This is a genomic window from Synechococcus sp. CBW1006 (assembly GCF_015840525.1).
Classification (GTDB): Bacteria; Cyanobacteriota; Cyanobacteriia; order PCC-6307; family Cyanobiaceae; genus CBW1002.
Window position 1 is genome coordinate 457,452 of sequence record NZ_CP060396.1, and the last position, 20,923, is coordinate 478,374.

The 20,923-nt window shown below is 60.5% G+C and carries 18 protein-coding genes, 1 tRNA gene and 2 pseudogenes; 5 read left to right on the top strand and 16 right to left on the bottom strand.

What is annotated here, in order from left to right:
• Positions 1-25: 25 nt before the first annotated feature.
• Both sat and H8F26_RS02190 read right to left on the bottom strand, forming a co-directional pair.
• On the bottom strand, positions 26-1,204 hold the full coding sequence (gene sat / locus H8F26_RS02185; protein ID WP_197157187.1) for a sulfate adenylyltransferase: 1,179 nt from the start codon (positions 1,202-1,204) through the stop codon (positions 26-28).
• Between the two features lie 117 nt (positions 1,205-1,321).
• On the bottom strand, positions 1,322-2,140 hold the full coding sequence (locus H8F26_RS02190; protein WP_197157189.1) for a photosystem II manganese-stabilizing polypeptide: 819 nt from the start codon (positions 2,138-2,140) through the stop codon (positions 1,322-1,324).
• 162 nt (positions 2,141-2,302) lie between these two features.
• Between H8F26_RS02190 and H8F26_RS02195 the strand changes: the two genes are divergently transcribed.
• Positions 2,303-2,614, top strand: coding sequence for a hypothetical protein (locus tag H8F26_RS02195; protein ID WP_197157191.1), 312 nt, complete (start codon positions 2,303-2,305; stop codon positions 2,612-2,614).
• On the opposite strand, the gene coaBC is transcribed toward H8F26_RS02195, so the two are convergent.
• The gene (gene coaBC, locus H8F26_RS02200) at positions 2,559-3,953 is read right to left on the bottom strand and encodes a bifunctional phosphopantothenoylcysteine decarboxylase/phosphopantothenate--cysteine ligase CoaBC (protein ID WP_197157192.1); all 1,395 of its coding nucleotides are present in this window, start codon (positions 3,951-3,953) and stop codon (positions 2,559-2,561) included. The two genes, H8F26_RS02195 and coaBC, sit on opposite strands and share 56 nt — an antisense overlap.
• Positions 3,950-4,162 carry a DUF2555 domain-containing protein gene (locus tag H8F26_RS02205; protein ID WP_197157194.1) on the bottom strand — a complete coding sequence of 71 codons (213 nt, stop codon included), beginning with the start codon at positions 4,160-4,162 and terminating at the stop codon, positions 3,950-3,952. Before H8F26_RS02205 ends, coaBC begins: the two co-directional genes overlap by 4 nt.
• A gap of 127 nt (positions 4,163-4,289) precedes the next feature.
• Between H8F26_RS02205 and H8F26_RS02210 the strand changes: the two genes are divergently transcribed.
• Positions 4,290-4,362: transfer RNA gene (locus H8F26_RS02210), tRNA-Ala, on the top strand.
• 221 nt (positions 4,363-4,583) lie between these two features.
• Here H8F26_RS02210 and H8F26_RS02215 read toward each other — a convergent pair.
• The 5 genes and pseudogenes from H8F26_RS02215 to istA all read right to left on the bottom strand — a co-directional run.
• Complete coding sequence (locus H8F26_RS02215) at positions 4,584-4,766, bottom strand: hypothetical protein (protein ID WP_197157196.1); 183 nt, start codon at positions 4,764-4,766, stop codon at positions 4,584-4,586.
• Positions 4,767-4,974: 208 nt separating this feature from the next.
• Entirely contained in the window at positions 4,975-6,066 is a 1,092-nt protein-coding gene (locus H8F26_RS02220) for an IS630 family transposase (protein ID WP_197157197.1), read from the bottom strand.
• A gap of 119 nt (positions 6,067-6,185) precedes the next feature.
• Positions 6,186-6,791, bottom strand: a complete 606-nt coding sequence (locus H8F26_RS02225) for an integrase core domain-containing protein (RefSeq protein WP_197157198.1) — start codon at positions 6,789-6,791, stop codon at positions 6,186-6,188.
• Positions 6,792-7,084: 293 nt separating this feature from the next.
• The gene (istB, locus tag H8F26_RS02230) at positions 7,085-7,879 is read right to left on the bottom strand and encodes an IS21-like element helper ATPase IstB (RefSeq protein WP_231597868.1); all 795 of its coding nucleotides are present in this window, start codon (positions 7,877-7,879) and stop codon (positions 7,085-7,087) included.
• Between the two features lie 622 nt (positions 7,880-8,501).
• A pseudogene (istA, locus tag H8F26_RS19120) lies at positions 8,502-9,380 on the bottom strand (IS21 family transposase); the annotation flags it as partial.
• Between the two features lie 174 nt (positions 9,381-9,554).
• On the opposite strand from istA, the gene H8F26_RS02240 reads away from it, so the two are divergent.
• Positions 9,555-11,105, top strand: a complete 1,551-nt coding sequence (locus H8F26_RS02240) for an IS5 family transposase (RefSeq protein WP_197154850.1) — start codon at positions 9,555-9,557, stop codon at positions 11,103-11,105.
• Between the two features lie 100 nt (positions 11,106-11,205).
• On the opposite strand, the gene H8F26_RS20015 is transcribed toward H8F26_RS02240, so the two are convergent.
• Complete coding sequence (locus H8F26_RS20015; protein WP_370594665.1) at positions 11,206-11,325, bottom strand: IS3 family transposase; 120 nt, start codon at positions 11,323-11,325, stop codon at positions 11,206-11,208.
• Positions 11,326-11,564: 239 nt separating this feature from the next.
• Entirely contained in the window at positions 11,565-11,819 is a 255-nt protein-coding gene (locus H8F26_RS02250) for a transposase (protein ID WP_197157199.1), read from the bottom strand.
• Positions 11,820-12,166: 347 nt separating this feature from the next.
• Between H8F26_RS02250 and H8F26_RS02255 the strand changes: the two genes are divergently transcribed.
• On the top strand, positions 12,167-12,439 hold the full coding sequence (locus tag H8F26_RS02255) for a hypothetical protein (RefSeq protein ID WP_197157200.1): 273 nt from the start codon (positions 12,167-12,169) through the stop codon (positions 12,437-12,439).
• Positions 12,440-12,561: 122 nt separating this feature from the next.
• Here H8F26_RS02255 and H8F26_RS02260 read toward each other — a convergent pair whose 3' ends face one another.
• The 5 genes from H8F26_RS02260 to H8F26_RS02280 all read right to left on the bottom strand — a co-directional run bounded on the left by H8F26_RS02260 (position 12,562) and on the right by H8F26_RS02280 (position 19,789).
• Entirely contained in the window at positions 12,562-13,863 is a 1,302-nt protein-coding gene (locus H8F26_RS02260) for a hypothetical protein (protein ID WP_197157201.1), read from the bottom strand.
• 159 nt (positions 13,864-14,022) lie between these two features.
• Positions 14,023-15,309, bottom strand: a complete 1,287-nt coding sequence (locus H8F26_RS02265) for a sulfotransferase (RefSeq protein ID WP_197157202.1) — start codon at positions 15,307-15,309, stop codon at positions 14,023-14,025.
• Between the two features lie 594 nt (positions 15,310-15,903).
• On the bottom strand, positions 15,904-17,040 hold the full coding sequence (locus tag H8F26_RS02270) for an IS5 family transposase (RefSeq protein WP_197153730.1): 1,137 nt from the start codon (positions 17,038-17,040) through the stop codon (positions 15,904-15,906).
• Positions 17,041-17,279: 239 nt separating this feature from the next.
• On the bottom strand, positions 17,280-18,416 hold the full coding sequence (locus H8F26_RS02275) for an IS5 family transposase (RefSeq protein WP_197155982.1): 1,137 nt from the start codon (positions 18,414-18,416) through the stop codon (positions 17,280-17,282).
• 236 nt (positions 18,417-18,652) lie between these two features.
• Entirely contained in the window at positions 18,653-19,789 is a 1,137-nt protein-coding gene (locus H8F26_RS02280) for an IS5 family transposase (protein WP_197153730.1), read from the bottom strand.
• A gap of 129 nt (positions 19,790-19,918) precedes the next feature.
• On the opposite strand from H8F26_RS02280, the pseudogene H8F26_RS02285 reads away from it, so the two are divergent.
• Positions 19,919-20,761 (top strand): annotated as a pseudogene (locus H8F26_RS02285) (IS5 family transposase); the annotation flags it as partial.
• Positions 20,762-20,923 lie beyond the last annotated feature (162 nt).

Here is a 20,923-nt window from a genome sequence, read left to right on the forward strand (position 1 = left end):
TCTTTTGGGAGCCTGGGCCTGACGCTCAGCCGGCCGCCGCCCGCAGCACGTCGACCACGCTCCGGAAAGCGAACCACTCGGGGATCTCCTCGCCGCCGCGCAGCATCTGGCGGAACTGAGTGCCGCTGAGCTTCCTCACGTGCAGGCCGCGAGCCTCAGCGTGCTCGGCGGTCACGTAGCCCTCCTCCTCCGTGTAGACGAGGTTGAGCGACGGCACGGTCTCCATCCCCAGTTCAGAGGCATTGTCGCGGGCGAAATCCTGAGCCTGGTAGGGACCGTAGAAATCGTCACCACTCAGGGATGACTTGCAGCCGGCCATGTCGCGGCCGATGATGAAGTGGGTGCAGCCGTAGTTCTTGCGGATGATCATGTGCTGCAGAGCCTCCCGCGGGCCGGCCATGTGCATCGAGTACGGCAGATAGGCCCAGCGGATCCGGGGGTTGTTCACCTCCGCCGCCAGCCGCTCGTAGGTCTGGAACCGCACGGCACCGGAGATGTCGTCGTCCTGGGTGGGGCCGCAGGTGGGGTGCACCAGCACCACGCCGCCCTTGCTGACGTTGGTGGCGTCCAGGGCCCGCGTGAACAGTTCGTAGTGGGCCCGGTGGATGGGGTTGCGGCACTGGAACGCCACCACGTCTTCCCCCGGCGGCAGGGTGGCGCGCACCTCAGCCGGCGTCTTGCAGGGGAAGACGCGGGTCGGCAGTTCCAGCCCCTGCACCCGTCCACCCAGGTAGTAGCGGCCGCGCTCGGTGGCGATCATCCGCACCGCCGGGTGCTCCAGGGAGGTGGTGCCATAGCAACCCTTGGCCTCCTTGACCTTGTCCGGCTCCCAGCGGCTTTCGACCGTGAGCACCGCCAGATCCTGGCCTCGGTAGGTGAGCAGCAGCCGATGGCCCACGGCGATCGAGGCATCGCTGGTGTCGAACACGATCGGCAGACCGAACAGCAGACCGCTGGTGGTGCGGTGCGTCTCGACCACTGCGTCGTAATCCTCCTGGTGCATGAAGCCGCGCAGCGGCGAGAAGCCCCCAACCACCAGCAGTTCCACGTCACAGGCGTTGCGGTCGCTGCACTCCACCACCCGATCCACGCCCGCCTTGAGCGCCTCTCGCTCGGCCGCCGGCACCATCAGATCCACCAGGCTGCCGCCATGCGGGCCGATCAGACCCTGGGCAGCGGGAGTCGCGGACTCGGCAACCGACATGGAGATCCCAAAAAACGTTGGGACGATTCTCCCAGACCAGCCCGAAGCGGCTCCGGGGGTGGCCATGAAAAAGGGGCCTCGAAGGCCCCTGCGCACTTCAATCAGCCGATCAGTGGATCAGACCTGCTCAAGGCGGCCGTAGAGCTCGCCGCTGATCTTCACATCCACAGCCTGCTTACCACCCATGTCGGTGTCGGAGGGCTGAACGGCCGTGAACACACCGGCGAATTCACCACTGGAGGGATCCACCTTGGTGATGGAAAACTCCATGGTGCCGGTGCCGTCGATATAGCGCTTCACGTTCTCCTTCACCAGCTCCTCATCGTCGCCCACGGGCACCAGACCCACAGCACTGCTGTAGCCGGTGGTCAGGCCGCGGCCCTTGGGATCGAGGAAGTTGCTGGTGCGGTAGCTCGGGGCGCGGTAGCTACCGGTGAAGTCGGTGCTGGTGCTGATGGCGGCGCCATCGGCCTGGGCCACCAGCTCCTTGCTCGAGAACATGAAGGGCACTTCCTCGCCCCCTGGCATCAGAACGGTGATCGGCTGGAAGTCGATCCCGCCGAGTTCCTTGAAGGTGAGTTGGTCGCCGTCCACGGAGAGGTCGCCGTAGACCTGATCCAGGCTGGAGGTGTAGCGGGTCAGGATTCTGCCGGCCACGAACTGCGCTTCCTGACGCTTGTTTGCCGGTTCTCCTTTGACGAAGACCTCATTGGGGTGCAGGCAGATTTCGCGCAGCTGGTACTTCGTGCCGGCATCGAGGCTGATCGAGCCGCGGGCCGAATCCGGCAGGGTGGGGCAATTGTTGGCGAGACCCGTGTTGTGGATGTCGTCATAGGTGAGGTTGGCCCGATCAACAGCCTTGGCCCCACCGCTGCACGCGGTCACCAGGGTCAGGCACAGGGCCAGCACGAGGGCCAGCAGGGGACGGAAACGCATCGGGAGAAGCCGCAGGGGCGGAGGATGGAAGGCGGGAGAGAGGAGAACAGGAAGCGCCGAGGCGGATCTTACCGGTGGCAAACCCGCATTCCCGGTAGCATCACAAGGCTCTCAACAACCTGTATGGGGGGAGCCGTCCTCTTTGCCAAGAAGCGTCACCGCATGAGTCTCACGAGCCAGCAGCAGGACCACCTCCGCACCCAGCTGGCTGCTCTCGAAACCATGGCCGCAGAGCTGCGCAACGACCCCGAGTCCCTGCTGGATCTGCTGCGCCAGCTGGAGCAGACCCATCGCTCGATTCAGGATGGTCCCTTCCGCGGCAGCCTGCCGGCCGATCGCAACAGGCTGTTCGGTGTTCTGAAGCGCATGGAGGAGACCGGCGGCTGGCCCTACATCCCCCGCCTGCAGCTGCGCACCTTCATGGATCTGCTGCAACAGGATCGTCCTGAGGAGGACCACCCCCTGGCGGCTTGAACGGTCGCTGTGGGAGCAACACAGCCAGGGCATCCAGCAACCGATGGGCGACCGCCAGCTTGCTGGCCGGTCCGATCGGTGTGACGGCCTCGCCCTGGCCCAGCAGCCAGCCCTGATTGGTGACTGAGCCGAAACCGGCACCAGCCTGATCAATGGGATTGGCGAAGAGCAACTCACACCCTTTCCGGGCGAACTTTGCGCGGGCCTGGGGCAGCACATCGCCGGAGTGGGCTGCAAAGCAGAGAATCGGCTGGCCATCGGGCCGCAGCTCCTGGCGGCGCCTCACCAGGCCCGCCAGCAGATCAGGCACCGGTTCCCAGCCGCCCTGGAGAAGCGCCTCCAGCTCATGCTTGGCCGGCTTGTTCGCCAGGGGCTTGGCGCGGCGGTGATCGGCCACGGCGGCAGCCATGACGATGGCGTCGTGGCCAGCCTGGCGAGCCTCCAGTTCGTGCTCCAGCTCAGCGGCGGTGGTGATGGCATGGCAGCTGAGACCATCGAGCAGCTGCGGATCCAGCGCCAGCGGACCATGCAGCAGGGTCACAGCCGCCCCCCGCAGACGGGCCGCCTGGGCCAGCAGTACCCCCATCCGGCCGGTGCTGGGATTGGTGAGGCAGCGGGCCGGGTCGAGAAACTCCCGGGTGGGGCCGGCGGTCACCAGCAGCTGGCGGCCGTGCCAGTCCCGCCGCCACCCGTGCAGGGCCAGCGATTCGAGCGCCAGCAGCAGTTGGGCGGGTTCGGCCATGCGCCCGTCACCCACCCGGTCACAGGCGAGCAATCCGGCGGCGGGGCCCAGAGGCAACACCCGCTCGAACCCCTGCAACATCTCCCAGTTGCGCCGCACCGCCGGAGAGCCCCACATCGCCGTGTTCATGGCCGCAGCAGCCACCACCGGCGCCTCGCAGGCCAGCAGAACGCAGGAGAGCAGGGTGTCGCCCAGGCCATGCACCCAGCGGGCCAGGCTGGAGGCGCTCAGGGGAGCCAACAGCACCAGCTCCGCCCATTCGGCCAGCTCCACATGCAGAGGCCGTGACGCCTGCCTGCTCCAGGCATCGGCCTCGAGCAGGCAGGGGTGCCGGCTGAGACTGGCCAGGGCCACAGGACTGACCAGCTGAGCCGCGCTGGGGGTCAAGACGCAACGCACCAGGGCGCCCCGCTTGGCGAGGGAGCTCACCAGGAGCGGCAGTTTCACAGCGGCGATGCTGCCGCTGATCAGCACCAGGATCCGGCGGCCCTCCAGCGGGTCAAACCCGGGAAGCGCAGCCACGGCGGGGAGGGGGAAGGGGGCCGGCAAGGGAGTGGAGCGGACAAACGCAGACGGAGCGACTGTCGAGCCGCTCATTCCTCGTCGAAGGGCTCCTGATCCACCAGGTGGACGTAGGGCTTGACCAGCTCAGGTCGATGGATCGCCAGGGCCCGCAACAGGTGCCAGTCCCCCAGGCCCGCGAAGGGCGTGGGGTAGTCGTCTTCCTCGAGGCGCCGGGCAAGCTCAGCAATGCCGACCTCGTCGAAGGCCTCGAGCTGCTCAGGGGTGATCGAAGCCGGGCCCATGGCGGAAAACAGATCGTCAGTTTGATCCTGCCAGGGATGCCGCGGCCGATGATGGTAAAACTGATGGTTGAGGTGGCCGCTGCGAAGCGATCACCCGCCCATGCACCACCACCTGGGAGTGCGTAATGGGGAATTAGCTCAGCTGGTAGAGCGCTGCGATCGCACCGCAGAGGTCAGGGGTTCGAGTCCCCTATTCTCCATCAATGCCAAAGGCTTTAAGCCACCTGGAAACTTTCAAGTTCAATCTTGCATCGGCCAATGCAGCTGCATGATTCGCCGTTGCCGCAGCGTTGATCAAATTCCAACGACCAGAACAGCGGGCCTTGCTACATCCGACACCGCTGAATAGAACGGTGAAAATAGAAGCCCGAAAGCGAGCAGAGGGGCGTAGCGAGCTAGCCCCATCTGTCACATCGTGGATTCAGACAGGAATCAAGTCTGTTGCCATATTGGGATTCTGCAGGAAGAAATCGGGGGTGATTTTGGCGAAGAAATCATCCGCCGTGGCACCGAGGACAAAGTTTGAACCTGCGCCAGCACCAAGACTTGCAGGGGTGATATTTTGAACAAATCCAATGAAGTTGCCTGACTTGAAGCCGATCAACGTTCCAGCAACTCCATCAAGCACAGTATTCGTAAATTCAAGCTCCGAAAAGGATGCAACACCCGGGAGAACAATTTTATCTCTATTCCCGCCCACAAGTGAGAAATCAGTGATGACATCGACTTCAAAGGCATTGGGGGAGGTATTGGCGGCGTCGGTTGGCAGGACAAATCGATCATTACCTGCCCCCCATTCAGAAAATCCTTGCCTAGTGTGCCGTCCCGGAGATTTGTGAGCAAAGTCGCTGGAGCTTCTCCAGGATCGAGTCGGCGGTTGCCGTCCAGTTGAACGGGGCCTTGGTCTTGTTGTAGGCCGCCACGAACTGCTCGATCTTGGCGATCAGCTCCTTGACGCTGGAGAAGCTGCCGCGCCGGATCGCCCGCTGGGTGATGATCCCGAACCAGCGCTCTACCTGATTGAGCCAGGAGGCGTAGGTGGGTGTGTAGTGCACGTGGAAGCGGGGCCTCTGCGCCAGCCAGGCCCGGACTTTGGCGTGCTTATGCGTGCAGTAGTTGTCCACGATCAGGTGCACGTCCAGATTCTCGGGAACCGACTTCTCGATCTGCCGGAGGAACCCCAGGAACTCCTGGTGCCGGTGCCGGGGCCTGCACTGGGTGATCACCTCACCAGTCGCCACATCCAGGGCCGCGAACAGGGTGGTGGTGCCGTGGCGGATGTAGTCATGGGTCACCCCCTCCACGTAGCCCAGGCCCATGGGCAGCAGCGGCTGGGTGCGGTCCAGTGCCTGGATCTGGGTCTTCTCGTCGATGCAGAGCACCATCGCCTTGTCGGGCGGATTCAGGTACAGGCCGACGATGTCCCGGACTTTCTCGACAAAGAACGGATCGGTCGAGAGCTTGAAGTGCTTCTGCCGGTGGGGCTGGACCGAGAAGGTCTGCAGCCAGCGGTGAACCGTGGTCTTGGAGATCCCAGTCGCTGCAGCCAAGGTCCGTGCGCTCCAGTGGGTGCTGCCATCGGCGGGCTTGGTCTGCAGAGCCCGGCTGATCACCTCAGCCACCGTGTCGTCCTCGTAGGTGCGGGGACGGCCGGGACGGAGCTCGTCGTGCAGGCCCTCGATGCCCAGATCGATATAGCGCTGCCGCCATTTGCCCACGGTTGAGCCGCGGACCCCAAAGCGCTTCGCGACAGCGGTATTGGTTTCGCCAGCCCCGCAGGCCAACACGATCTGGGCCCGCTGAACGATCGAATGCGGCAAGGTTCTTGATCCAGCCAGGCTCTGGAGTTGGCTGACCTCATCAGCCGAAAGCTCCAAAGGGGCCATGGGCCGACCGGTCGGCATGAAACGACCCCGCGAGGAGACACCCCACATTCTACTGTCTATTTGCGGGACGGTACACTAGATGGTCGTGATGTTACCCCCTTTATCGGTCCAGTGCTTATGAGAGTGGGTGGTCGTAGTCATGCAGCAACTCCCTGTTGAGCTGCCTCCAGGGGCGTACGCCCCTGGAGGGCCGAATGTGGCCTGAACGTGTTGTACTCCCAGCGCCCGCGATCAGCCAGGAGCTGAGCCTCTGGAGCAGTGGCGAACAGCTCGATGTTCAGGAACTCATCCCTGAACCGGCCGTTGAACGACTCGGCAAAGCCGTTCTCCCATGGGGATCCTGGCTCGATGTAGGCCGTGCTGGTGGTCTCGGTGGCCTCGCACCAGTCCCGTAGGGCCTGGGCAATGAACACCGGCCCGTTGTCGGAGCGGATGAACGCCGGAGCCAGGTAGATGCTGGTCAGCTCCTCCAGCACCGCCACTACGTCCTTGGCCTTGCAGCGCCTGCCTACCCGAATGGCCAGGCAGAGGCGGCTGTGCTCGTCGATCACGTTGAGGAACTTGAGCCGCCGCCCATCGGCGGTGGCATCGAACTGGAAATCCATGGCCCAAACCTGGTGGGGACGTTCGGCCCGGTGACGCCGCACGGAGCCGTCCGCCGGCCGTGCCCGCTTGCGCTTCCTGGGCGTGGGCCGCTGCAGACCCTCCTGCCCGATGTCAACTACGTAGGCGGGTCGCGTCAATTACGTAGGCGGGTTACCCCGGGTCCTCCCCCTGCCATGGCAGGGGGAGGCGACAGCGAAAAGTGAGCCACCCTGGCCCGGTCCTCTGCCATGGAGCCGGGATCTTCTGATCGGCCCCAGGCGTCAAGCCCGTTGGCCGGTGCTCTTGCTGCTGTCCCGCCTGAGCGCTGCAGCGGAGCGCACGAGCCGGCGGACCCCACGGTCCGACGGCAGCGCGGAGCTCATCACCGGCACCTGGCGCCAGGGGTTGGCTTGTGGTTGGCGGGTAATTGACGCCTGGTCGCGGCGACGAATCAGCCTGCGCTGGAGCGGTCAATCCGCCGTGCCCGTTTGCGGCGGTAGCTCTCGCCATTGATCTGAATCAGCGTGCTGTGGTCCACCAGCCGGTCCACCGCTGCCACGGTCATGGCGCTGGTGGAGAAGACGTTCTCCCACTCGCTGAACGGCTGGTTACTGGTCACCAACAGGGATCTGCGCTCGTAGCGGTGCATCACCAGCTCGAACAGCACCGAGGTCTCGGCCTCGTCCTTGCGGACGTAGCCGATGTCATCGATCACCAGCAGGGCAAAGCGATCCAGTCGGGTCAGGGCCTTAGCCAGGGCGTAATCGGCTTTGGCGCGCTGCAGCTCCTGCACCAGCGTGGTGGCGGAGAAAAACCGCGCCGTGCGGTCCAGGGCGATCAGGCTGCGGCAGATGCCTGCTGCCAGGTGGGTTTTGCCCACACCGCTGGGACCGAATAGCAGCAGGTTCTCGGCCCGATCCAGCCAGCCGGTGTCGTGGGCGAGCTGCTCGATCTGAGGACGCTCAAGATCCGGGATGGCGTTCCAGTCGTAGTCCGCCAGGGTCTTGGGGACCGGCAGCTGGGCCTCATGCAACAGCCGCCGTTGACGGGCTTGATGCCGCTGCTGGTGTTCCTGCTCTGCCAGCACATAGAGGTAGCTGGCTGGACTCCAGCCAGCGGCTGTGGCCTGCTGCTCGGCCGCCTGCCACTGGCTGCGGAACTGGGGCAGTTTCAACTGTTTCAACACCGATGGCAGAGCCGTTTCCAGTGCCGGCCTGCTCGGGGGTTCCAACCAGGAGTTCGTCATAGCTGCTGAGGGTGTGTTCGGGGATGTCGAGCTGGGGCATGGCCGCCAGGCCCCGGGGGGGCCGCAGGCCGTAGTGATCGCGCAGGGCCGTGAGGTTCAGCTCACCGCGGCGGAGCTGACGCCGCAGATACCGCTCCACACCGGCCAGATCGTCCGTCCGGGCAGCGACATGGAGGGCGTCCACCATGACCTTGGCGGCCTCATCCGGCGGCAGGGCCGCCAAAAGCAAGCGCCACAACTGACGCCAGGTCTCTCCGGGGAGCAGGTCGGACTGCAGCTGGGCACGCAGCAGCGCCCGGGGTTTGCGGCGCAGACTCTCGATCACGTGGCGGAAATCGATCCGCCGCAACGGCCCGCTTTCTCCCGCTCGCCGATGCAACCGTGGCAGGGTCTCCACGAACTTGCTGCGCAGGAACAGATCCAGCCGGTCATGGCGCAAGTGCACCGTCAGCTGCTGGCCGATCAGCCGCGAGGGGACGCTGTAGGTGACCGAGCGCACCTCGATCGTGCTGGTGCTCCGCACCCGCGCCACCACCGGCTCGTAGTCGGCAAAGCGCTCCACCGGCAGGGGCTGGAGATGCAGCTGCTCAATCTCCAGGTTCCCCTGCACCTGGTAGCGGCTGTTGAGCGTGTTGGTGACCTGGGCGACGAGCTGCCGGTAGTCGGCCTCGGTGGCGAAATCACGGCTGCCGCGCTGGATCAGCTGCTGCTCCAGCCGATGTTTCCAGTGCCGGTGCGGGCCCTCGATCGCGCCGTTCTCGTGGGCAACGCCGCGGTTGTTGCGGGTGGCGATCACCCCCAGGTGGGCGCACAGCTCGCGGTAACGGCTCGTGTAATCGCCGGCGTAGCTGCCGTCGCGGTTGCGGAAGCAAGCACTCAGGCTGTCGGTGCGGTGCTCCGCCGGCACCCCACCGCAAAGAGCGAGAGCGTTTTGCAGGGCCTCGGATAGGGCGACAAAGCTTTCGCCGCCGTGGATCACCGCCACATGGCACCAGCCCGAATAGGGCAGGCGGAAGTGGAACAGCCGGTGCTCCAGCACCTCCCCCGCCACGGTGATCGGCTCACCTTTGAGCAACGTGAAATCCGAGATCCCCAGTACACCGGCCCGGTGCTGCTGCAGGAACATCACCTCCTGGGCCGGGCCGTGCAGGGCCCGCCACTGCTCGACGCGGCGCTGCAGGGTCCGCTTGCGCCGGTACCACTCCTCGCCAGGCCTGAGCTGTTCCAGGTGAAGCAGCAGGGTCTGGGGTTCCAGTTGCGGCGCCTTCTCAAGCATCGGCACCAGCACGCTCTCCCAGACCTCGGCCAGGGGATCGGCTCGGGTGCGCCAATGGCGACCCCGCTGCTGCTGTTGCCCCTCGGGCTGCAGCTCACCCCGATCGATCCGTTGCGCGCTGCGCACCGAAATCCCCGCCGCATCAGCCGCCACCTGTTGGCTGAGCCCATTGGCCCGTTTTGCCATGTACCGCTCCTTGATCCGCAACGACAGAGGGGCGGGCATGGCAGGGCTCCAGACCGGAATCGGAACCCTGTTGTCGCGTCCTGAGACCCGCCTATGTAGGGACTCCTGAAAAATCCAGATCCATTGCGCCGCAGCTTGTCTCAAGCATGAGAAACCGCTAAAGTGGCCGTGAATCAGGCAATCCGTGATTGCCTTTACTCCTGATCGTTCCAAATGTACCGGAGGCACAATAACGGTCAGATCTCAATCAAGGAGTTCCACCTGCCATTTGGCGGCACACTTGATCCCGAGAACCGCTGGGTTCAACTGGAGGGGCTGATCCCATGGGATGAGCTGGAAGAAACCTATGCCACTCAATTCAGCTCCACAATTGGCGCTCCAGCCAAATCAGTGAGGATGGCCTTTGGTGCTCTCTACATCAAGCAGAAGTTAGGGCTCACCGACGAGGAGACTGTCCATCAGATCAGAGAGAACGCCTATGTGCAGTTCTTTCTCGGCTTTGCGGGCTACACAGCCAAAGCACCGTTTGATGCCTCGATGATGGTGCACTTTCGCAAACGCTTTTCTGATGAGGATCTGCGCCGTATCAATGAGCTGGTAGTGCAGCGCGGCAAAGAGATCCTTCTGGAAGCACTTGCTCAGGCAGCAGACGATGACGACCATGATGATCGTGATTCGAGTGGAGGAGGCGCTCAGCTAGAACTTGATGCGTTGATCAAGCCTGCTGACTGGCCAGAAGGAAAGAATTGGGGCACTCTCACGATTGATGCCAGTTGCACTCCTGCCGACATCACCTATCCCAGAGACCTCAAGCTCCTCAACGAGGCTCGCACAACGACCGAGCGAGTCATTGATAATCTGTGCAGTCAGTCATCGGGATTCAGGAGACATCGACCGCGCTACGACCGTGGCCTTGCTCGTGCTCATTTCCTCAGAGTCGCGAAGCAGAAACGGCCACGCCGACGCAAGGTGAAGGCTTCCATTAAACATCAGCTTGGCTATGTGCGCCAGAATCTCAAGGCTATTGACGCTCTGATCGACTGTGGGGCAAGGCTTTCCGAGCTCAAGAGGCATTGGTGGCAGAAGTTACTGGCCTGCAGCGAGCTGGAGCGGCAGCAGAGCCTTCTGCTCGACTCTCGGACCAACAGCATTCCAGATCGCCTGGTGAATCTTGTGCAGACCCATATCCGCCCAATGGTGCGAGGCAAGGCACGTGCTGCGGTGGAGTTTGGTGCCAAGATCAGCGTTTCGGTTCAAAACGGCTTTCCGTTCTTGCACCGCATCAGCTGGAACCCCTACAACGAAGGAGAAGACCTGATCGCTCAGGCGGAAAAATACAAGCTGGATACAGGATCATACCCAGAGCGCATCTGCGCCGACCGGATTTACATCACGGCCAAGAATAGGCATTTCTGCACGAGGAACGGCATTCGCCTCTCCGGCAAGCGATTGGGCCGCCCGCCCAAGGATCCTGATGTCACTACTACACACAAGCAGCAGCTCCGATCTGATCAAGCACGACGCAATGAAGTGGAAGGCGTCTTTGGCTCTGGAAAGCGCAAGTATTCGCTGGATCTGATCAAGGCTCGTCTACCAGCTGGTGCCGAATCCTCCATCTCGATGGCCTTTGTCGTGATGTGCGCGGAGAAGGTCTTGAGGCTGCTGCGCCTCTTTTTTGTCGTTCTTTTTGGGTGGATCTACAGCTTTCTTATGGCCTGGTCAGCGATCAGAGCGCCTGAGGGCATCTGCAAGCCAGCCTTTTGAGATCTGGCCCACTTGATGTCACCGCGCTTGCCGGCCTGATTAACGCGAAGCAAACGGACGAATCCGGCGCCGATGGGCCGAGAATCTTTTTCAGGAGTCCCTATGTAGTTGCGCGGACCCGCCTACCTAATCGTCGCCGGACACCCTCCTCCCGCCAGAGCCGTTGAACCCGCTTGTGGTTCACGCTCCAGCCTTCCCGCCTGAGCAGGCGGTAGGCCATCCGTCGCCCCCAGCGGATGTGGTCAGCCGCGATCTCGCGGAGACGATGCCGCAGCTTCCCCTCCTCGATGGAGACGACCTTGGCGGATGGCGCTGGGTGCTGCGGTGTTGGCCCACGACCCGGCAGACCTGCCGCTCGGATGCCCGGTAACGCTCCTGCAGGACCGTGACGGCCCTACGCCTGCGTTCCGGGCTCAGAAGTTTCCCTCTGCAAGGTCCTACGGCTTCGCCGGCCTTCGGCTAGAGCATTGCCTTCTCCAGCTCGGCCTCTGCCAGAAGCTTTTTGAGCCGGGCGTTCTCCTTCTCCAGCTGGGTCAGACGCCTGGCCTCCTCCGCCTGCATCCCCCCGTACTGCTGTCTCCAGCGGTGGTAGGTCGGTTGCGTCACCTCGATCACGCGGCAGACGTCGGGGACGGTCTTGCCCTGGGCGATCAGCTGCTCTGCCGTTTTGAGCTTGCGGATGATCTGCTCCGCTGTGTGCCTGGTGCGTTTCATGGTCGAGTCCCCGGCCCGGTCTGGCCGGCTGAGGACTCTCATTCAGCCTGGACCGGTTTCTGGGGTCCACGTCAGTCGGCCTAGGGATCGATCCTGTTCAGCTGAGATCGGGTTATTCATCGAATGCGTGATTGGTCACGCGTGCGAATAGGATCATTCCGCTAGCACCACTCTAGGCAAACTAGTAGTCCAGTGGCGAGGGATGGAGGACCACCTCCATCCCTCCATGGCTGATGATGGTATGAACTTCAGACGAGAATGGTCTTCAGAGAATACGAATACTTGGAACCGCTGCTTCTGAGCCGGAAGCATGCAGTACGATTTCCATAGAGCTCTGAACCGGATCCATGGAAACCCAAAAGCCATCTGACGATCAGTCGTTCCACCTTGAGATGGTTACGCAACTAAAGTTGCTTCCGAATAAGTTTCATCAGATCTCCGCTGAAGATCTTGATCACTTGAACGAAATCTCGGTCGAGGAAGCTGAACGTCAATTGTCTCTGACTTCAGCGGCCATGAGACTGTTCTCGAATCTGGAAATGTTGCTACCGATTGGCCCGATTGCCGCGAAGAAACTGGGGGGATTTGCAAACACATTTAAGGATCATCCTAAGGCATAGTCCTTCTCGGCTGAATGGCGCCTGTCTGTGGTAGGCGCATCGCAAAAATCAAACGGAATTGCGCCAGCAATAACACGAAGCCCATGACGCCATGCATTCTTCCTTGGCAAGGATGCATTTCCTCATATGGCTATAACTTGGCAGCCGCCCTTGGGATTTAGCTTGTACTCGCCGTGATCCGTGTCAGATGTGCGCATTAAGACTTTGGGTCCGAATGGATTTGCTGTACAAGCGTAGATTCGCTTATTCCATTTGATGATATTTCTAACTCCAAAGTTATATATATTATTGAAGCCATTGCGCGTCATGCAGTTCCAGTCGGCCCCATCTTCCGAGCACCAAAGCTCAGCGCCACCATAAGAGGACAAAAAGACCTGCATCGTGTCCCAGTCTAGAAGTTGACCAAATCTTGTCTTGCGCTTATCCCTTAATGCCCACAAGCCAAATATGGACCAGTCCATAGTTCCTAGGAGCAGGAGGTCATCAATGCTTACAATTTTCCATATATAAGCATTGAAATAGTTGCCGAAGCCGGGCCCACGCCCACTTAATGGTAACAAGCCATCGCGCGGATTGGCGCAAACCAGCTCTAATTCGTCGTTAGGAGCGAGCCGTAACACTTCTGCAGCCGCTGGCCCCACATTGTTGGTACGATCATGTCCACCATTCTGAATGCCAGTTCCAATGTAAAGATAATCTCGGTGGCTGCATAGCGAGATAATTCCCTGATTAAGGGCTCCTCGTCCACCACCATCCATAATCACTAACTCCCATTGAAACTCATACTTTCCTGTGCGCTTACCCCTCCAAAGCTGAAAGCCGTTGATTCCGCCAGTGCCAGCATACAGCAATCCTTGGTGAATACAAAGTTCGTAGACGACTACGACTTCAGGGAAAGTTCCAAGACCGTTCCCATTAATGGAGAACCATTTCCCGGTTGTCGGATCATCAGTCGCGAAAATGGTGGTGATACCGGCACCGTTTACGTTTCCATTCGATGCACCGGTAATAGTTGTAATTAAGAGCTCGTCGTACTGGAGGAGAGACCTTATCGAAGTAAGCGTAAAATCATTAGAGGAAAAATCAGATATGATGCTTGGCTTGGGAAGTCGCTGAAAACTATTGCCGTCATAACTGACCATTAAATCAGGCCCATCTCCCCTGGAGCGGGATGTTGATGCTACGTAGAGAGCTACATCTTTCTCCCCTTCCTTGAAGGTACACATGCTCCGATAGCCGTAATGTCGCCTGAACGATGTCCCTGTCTCAGGATGAAACCAATCAGCCTGATGAACTCGCGTTGGCAAAGGGGACTGCGGGTTGAAACGCCAAATCTCTGCAGCGGAAACTGTCTCTTCAAAGGCCTGCTCATAATTAGAATATTCAATTGGGACAGGCCACATATCTATATGAACATTGGGCATCCCAAACCGCAGAAAGACAAGATTTGCACGGCCCGTGCCAATGTACAAAGACCCCTTGAATACTGCGGCCGAATAAGCATAGGCATTGTAGGGATCCCCGAATCCGTTGGCGCATACTGGGGCAGGACTGATATGCATATGTTGAGCCACTGACATCGATCAAGCCCCATAGAAAGGGATGTTGCGCATCAATTCTTTGCTCACGAGTGACAAGGGGTGAAGCGATGAGAAGCCTTTCCATGCGTCGGCGCGCTCATTTGCAACCTTGTTCTCAAGAAAGAACTTCAAGTCTCCTGCGTACTCATTGGTTTCAATCTGCGGATTCTGATTGGCGCCATATGGATTAACGCATGCTGGATGAAAAGGCAGCTGCAAAAAATGAAGTATTGAGATCATGGCTTCAGTAGGGTCCATGACGAGGTCTTCATAGCTGACATAATGCAACCGGCTACTGTCAAGTCCTGGAAGAATTGATTGAATGTTTTCGTTGCACAGTGCCCAGATCATTTCTGGAATGGCTGATGCGTCGTCTATGTAGCGACGAGTGAAAGGAATGATGTCTTGCAACTGTGAGTCAATAAGTGACTTCACAACAGCTGATGGGTGACGCACAAGATAGATGAAGCGAGCCTGAGGAAACTGTGCTGAAATCCTCTCAAGGGTTGTTTTGCTGTAAGCGTACGAAGGCGTTTTGTCAACTAGATACTGCTTTGAAAAGTTGCCATCGATCTCCAGGAAGAAATTCAAGACAGGCTCTTCATGCTTGATGAAGTTGGCTTCGATTAGACTCGACTCTTCAATGCTCAACCCATTCACCCTGGCCCTGAGCCGAACAGTTCCACCCAGCAGATGCTTGGTCTCGTCTTGAATCAATGCTGCATGTCGTTGCGCATATGTATCGTAATGAAGAAGATGCAATTCTTCTGGTGACTCGATGTCCGGATGTTGATCGAGCATCCGTTGCAGCAAGGTTGAACCTGAGCGGGGCGAAGAAAGAACGAAGACGAGCTGATAGCCTGTGTTAAAAGGACATGGATCTTTGAATGTTGTTTTTTGAATTAAGGCCTTAAAATCTGCAAACTGACTTCCCGCAAATAAAGAGTGCTTATATTTGCTCTCGTCAACGGCGATTTCCGAGCCTGAAGTGTAGGGTTCGGTGCCTTCTCTTGGCCCTGTATTCCGAAGATCTGATTGTTTAAGTATATAATCACTCAGTTCACCAATGCTCAGGTCGGATACGTATTGACCCTCCACAGGCATGACTAGTCTTATGAACGACAGTCGATCGTCTTTTAGTGCCTGGCACTTCTGGAAAATCGAGACAAAATCAACTGATGTAAGACCAAGGTCGGCAATCAGCAGCGTGTTTGACGAAAGAGGTTGATCGTAGAATATGTCGTGACTGGTGCAGTAATCGTCAATAATGTCTATGACGTCTTGGAGCATCGTCGGACAAAAGCTGTCCGATAATAACATGTACCACAGTCAGACATGCTCTTGAGAAGCTCTCTGATCCTTTCATCACTGCAGGCCGATGGCTGCCAGGGCACAACTCGCCCCTGCTGCTGATCAGGCAGCCCGCGTCGACGGAGCTGGCACGTGTTCGATTTCCCATGGTGGTGTGGGTTGTTCTATGCCACGTCCGGAGTCCGCCAGGAGCCGTGCGCCGCAGGCCGGTTCGTGGGGCTCCCCACCGGGTTGCCCGAGTGATGCGGTGTGGCGGAGTGGGGGCAGGACGTTCCGGCCATACTGTCACCCCTGGGGTGGACCTACTGGCTTCACCGAGAACATTCGACAGCAGGAGATGCGCCACTGGCGCCGAACCGCTGCTTGGCGGGTGACATCCTTGATGTGTGTACCTTAAGAGTTTGCTGAAAAACCAACCCACGAGCCAGTTTTCCACAGGCATCAGTGGATTTCCGGCTCAAAAAGACGGATCGGCGGCTATCAGAGCCGCAAACAGCCCGATTTCGGCATCGTTGGCCTCTCTGCAAGGCATTGGTTGAGGCCTATTGGGCACACCTCTGGACAACGGGCTGTTCATGCCGCCTCCATCGCGGGCTTGAGCAGGTTGCCCAGGCGGATCAGGTTGTAGGCGATCACATGCAGGCCAAACACGGCGCCGACCTTCTCGGTACCGCGCAGTTTGAACTGGCGCAGCCCTCCGAACGCCTTGATCCAACCAAACACCTTTTCGATCCCCCGGCGGGCGTTGATCGATTTGGAGTAGCCCACGTGACGGGTGGTGCGGCCATCAATGGCTGAGCCACCGCTGCGGGCCGTGTTCTGGGCCACGTGGGGCGTGACACCGATCCGCCGCATCTCAGCGACAAACCCTTTGGTGTCGTAGTTCTTGTCGGCGCCGACGGTCTTCTGGTGGGCACCGGTGAGGTCTGCTGCCATCTCTTTGGCGGCATCCCGCTCACCGGTGCCCGTGGCCTGGGTGACGCGGCAATCGACGATCAGGTCGTGGCGGTTGTCCATGAGGACATGGCCCCGATAGCTCAGCTGCGCTGGATGGGCATTCGATTTCCGGGCCAGCCGTGCCTCAGGATCGGTGCTGGAGCGGTGGGTCTCGTTGCTGAGCTTGATGCCGCGAAAGTCCCCTTTGGCGCGCTTCTTTCCCTCTTTGGGAGCACCGAATCCTTCGCCAGGACCTGTGGGCGGAGGCGGAGGATCCTCCTGGCCATCGATCCGCTCCAAGGAAGCGTGTGACGCCCAGGCCTGGAGCAACGTGCCGTCCACCGAAAAGTGCTCGTCACTGAGCAGCGGTTTGACCTCGGGTGCTCCCATCAGCTTCTCCAGGAACAGCCCCATGACGTCGTCAGTGAGGAGCCGATCACGATTCTTGGTGAATGTGGTCGGATGCCAGATCGCATCGTCAGGGCTCAAGCCCACAAACCAGCGGAACAGCAGGTTGTAGTGGACCTGCTCCAGCAGCAGCCTCTCGGAGCGGATGCCGTAGAACGCCTGCAACAACGAGGCCAGCAGCAGCTGCTCTGGCGGCACCGATGGTCTCCCTTCTGAGGCATACAACCTGCAGAAGGTGGGATTGAGTCGATCGAGGGCCTGATCCGCCAGCTTGCGAATCCGCCTGAGTGGATGGCTGGTCGGGATCCGCTCCTCGATCGAGACGTAGGAGAACAAGGAGCCGCTGCGCTCCTGCTGACCTCGCATCAAACCTGGGGCAGTTGCCCTATTTTCGCAGAGGCGGCGGGGTTTTTCAGCAAACTCTTAAGAGTTTGCGGAAAAACCGCCTGAGAAGTCGCGTTTTTCCCTCCTGAGACCTGGGCCGGAGCTCCTATCGGGCTGGTTTTCAGGGTTTCAGCGGCTCAGAGCTCCCCTTTTGGTGTGTTTTGCCGCATTGGGGCTCTCTGAGCGCGGCCGCCTGGCCACACCTCTGGGCAACCCGCTGGTCACGCCGCCGCCATCGCCGGTTTGAGCAGGTTGCCCAGGCGGATCAGGTTGTAGGCGATCACATTCAGGCCGAACACCGCACTCACCTTCTCGGTGCCGCGCAGCTTGAACTGGCGCAGACCTCCCCACTGTTTGATCCAGCCAAACACCTTCTCGATGCCGCGGCGGGCATGGATCGACTTGGCGTAGCCCACGTGGCGGGTGGTGCGCCCATCGATGGCGGAACCACCAGGGCGGCTGGTGTTCTGAGCGACATGCGGTGTCACGGCGATGCGGCGCATCTCGGCGACAAAGCCCTTGGTGTCGTAGTTCTTGTCGGCGCCGATGGTCTTCTGGTGGGCACCGGGGACGGCAGCCGCCATCGCTTTGGCGGCATCCCTCTCCCCGGTGCCCGTCGCTTGTGTGACGCGGCAGTCGACGATCAGGGCATGGCGGTTGTCCATGAGCACGTGCCCCCGGTAGCTGGGGAGTGCGGGGTGGGCCTTGGACTTCCGGCACAGCAGCGCGTCTGGATCGACGCTGGAGCGATGGGTCTTGTTGCTGAGCTTGATGCCGCGGAAATCCCCTTTCGCTCGCTTCTTGCCGGGCTTTGGAGCGCCAAAACCCTCGCCAGGGCCTGACGGCGGTGGCGGCGGATCGTCCTGCCCACAGGTCCGCTCCAGTGAGGCATGGGAGGCCCAGGCCTGCAGCAAGGTGCCATCGACGGAGAAGTGCTCGTCACTGAGCAGCGGCTTGACCTCGGGAGCACCCATCAGCTTCTCCAGGAACTTCCCCATCACCTGCTCGTTCAGCAGCCGCTCCCGGTTTTTTGTGAATGTGGTGGGATGCCAGATCGGATCATCTGGGCTCAGCCCCACAAACCAGCGGAACAGCAGGTTGTAGTGGAGCTGCTCGAGCAGCAACCGCTCCGAGCGGATGCCGTAGAACGCCTGCAGCAACGAGGCCAGCAGCAGTTGCTCCGGCGGCACTGATGGCCGGCCTTCTGCGGCGTACAGATCACAGAAGGTGGGATTGAGGCGATCGAGGGCCTGATCGGCCAGCTTGCGGATCCGCCGCAGCGGATGGCCGGCCGGGATCCGATCCTCAATCGACACGTAGGAGAACAGGGAGCCGCTGCGCTCCCGTTGACCTCGCATCTGGGCTGGACAGCTGGCCCATTCTCGCAGAGGTGGCCGGGTTTTTCAGCGAACTCTTAAGAGTTTGCTGAAAAACCAACCCACGAGCCAGTTTTCCACAGGCATCAGTGGATTTCCGGCTCAAAAAGACGGATCGGCGGCTATCAGAGCCGCAAACAGCCCGATTTCGGCATCGTTGGCCTCTCTGCAAGGCATTGGTTGAGGCCTATTGGGCACACCTCTGGACAACGGGCTGTTCATGCCGCCTCCATCGCGGGCTTGAGCAGGTTGCCCAGGCGGATCAGGTTGTAGGCGATCACATGCAGGCCAAACACGGCGCCGACCTTCTCGGTACCGCGCAGTTTGAACTGGCGCAGCCCTCCGAACGCCTTGATCCAACCAAACACCTTTTCGATCCCCCGGCGGGCGTTGATCGATTTGGAGTAGCCCACGTGACGGGTGGTGCGGCCATCAATGGCTGAGCCACCGCTGCGGGCCGTGTTCTGGGCCACGTGGGGCGTGACACCGATCCGCCGCATCTCAGCGACAAACCCTTTGGTGTCGTAGTTCTTGTCGGCGCCGACGGTCTTCTGGTGGGCACCGGTGAGGTCTGCTGCCATCTCTTTGGCGGCATCCCGCTCACCGGTGCCCGTGGCCTGGGTGACGCGGCAATCGACGATCAGGTCGTGGCGGTTGTCCATGAGGACATGGCCCCGATAGCTCAGCTGCGCTGGATGGGCATTCGATTTCCGGGCCAGCCGTGCCTCAGGATCGGTGCTGGAGCGGTGGGTCTCGTTGCTGAGCTTGATGCCGCGAAAGTCCCCTTTGGCGCGCTTCTTTCCCTCTTTGGGAGCACCGAATCCTTCGCCAGGACCTGTGGGCGGAGGCGGAGGATCCTCCTGGCCATCGATCCGCTCCAAGGAAGCGTGTGACGCCCAGGCCTGGAGCAACGTGCCGTCCACCGAAAAGTGCTCGTCACTGAGCAGCGGTTTGACCTCGGGTGCTCCCATCAGCTTCTCCAGGAACAGCCCCATGACGTCGTCAGTGAGGAGCCGATCACGATTCTTGGTGAATGTGGTCGGATGCCAGATCGCATCGTCAGGGCTCAAGCCCACAAACCAGCGGAACAGCAGGTTGTAGTGGACCTGCTCCAGCAGCAGCCTCTCGGAGCGGATGCCGTAGAACGCCTGCAACAACGAGGCCAGCAGCAGCTGCTCTGGCGGCACCGATGGTCTCCCTTCTGAGGCATACAACCTGCAGAAGGTGGGATTGAGTCGATCGAGGGCCTGATCCGCCAGCTTGCGAATCCGCCTGAGTGGATGGCTGGTCGGGATCCGCTCCTCGATCGAGACGTAGGAGAACAAGGAGCCGCTGCGCTCCTGCTGACCTCGCATCAAACCTGGGGCAGTTGCCCTATTTTCGCAGAGGCGGCGGGGTTTTTCAGCAAACTCTTAAGGAGGCTCTGGAAAACCGAAGCGATTCACGGGACAATGACCCTGTGATCGCGGGCCAGGACTGGAGTGGTGGGCGGCAAGCAGCTCGACTTTTCGGACTATGAGCTGACTACTGCCAAAAAGCAGACCAAGCGGGAGAAGTTTCTTTCCGAGATGGAGGCGGTGGTGCCGTGGCAGGCGTTGATGGCGTTGATTGAGCCTCACTACCCCAAAGCGAGCAAGAAAGGCGGCCGTCCTCCATACCCACTGGCCACGATGCTGCGGATCCATCTGTTGCAGCAGTGGTATTCGCACAGCGATCCGGCCATGGAGGAAGCCCTGATCGAGGTGCCCACCATGCGCCGCTTTGCCGGCATCGAGCTGATCAGTGACCGAATCCCAGATGAAACAACAATCCTCACTTTCCGCCACCTGTTGGAGAAGCACGGGCTGGGCGAGCAGATTTTTGAGACCGTCAAGGCGATCCTGGCGGATCGGGGCGTGACGATGCGCCAAGGCACGATTGTGGATGCCACCTTGATCGCGGCGCCCAGCTCCACCAAGAACAAGGAGGGGAAGAGGGATCCGGAGATGCACCAGACCAAGAAGGGCAATCAGTGGTTTTTCGGGATGAAGGTCCATGCCGGCGTGGACAAGGACTCAGGCCTGATCCACTCGGTCGTGGTCACCGCAGCCAACGTGCACGACCTGACACCGGCAGCCGACCTCCTGCATGGTGATGAGGAGGTGGTCTACGCCGATGCCGGCTACCAGGGCATCGCCAAAAGGCCTGAGATGGCAGGCAAGACCACGGAATTCAGAGTGGCCATGCGACCCGGTAAACGCAGGGCGCTACCGGAGACGCTAGAGGGAAGGCTGCAAGATCTGATCGAAACGGCCAAGGCCCACATCCGCTCCAAAGGTGAGCATCCTGTCCCGTGTCAATCAGGTTGATGGCTTGTGCCAATCAGGTTGACCGGTGAGCCGGTTGAATTTTGCTGCGGCACCAGGCCTGAAATCCTGATGGGGCCTCGATCGTGCCCATGGCTGTCGTGGCGCGTCAATCAAGTTGTGGTTCTGGCCTCAATCTCATGG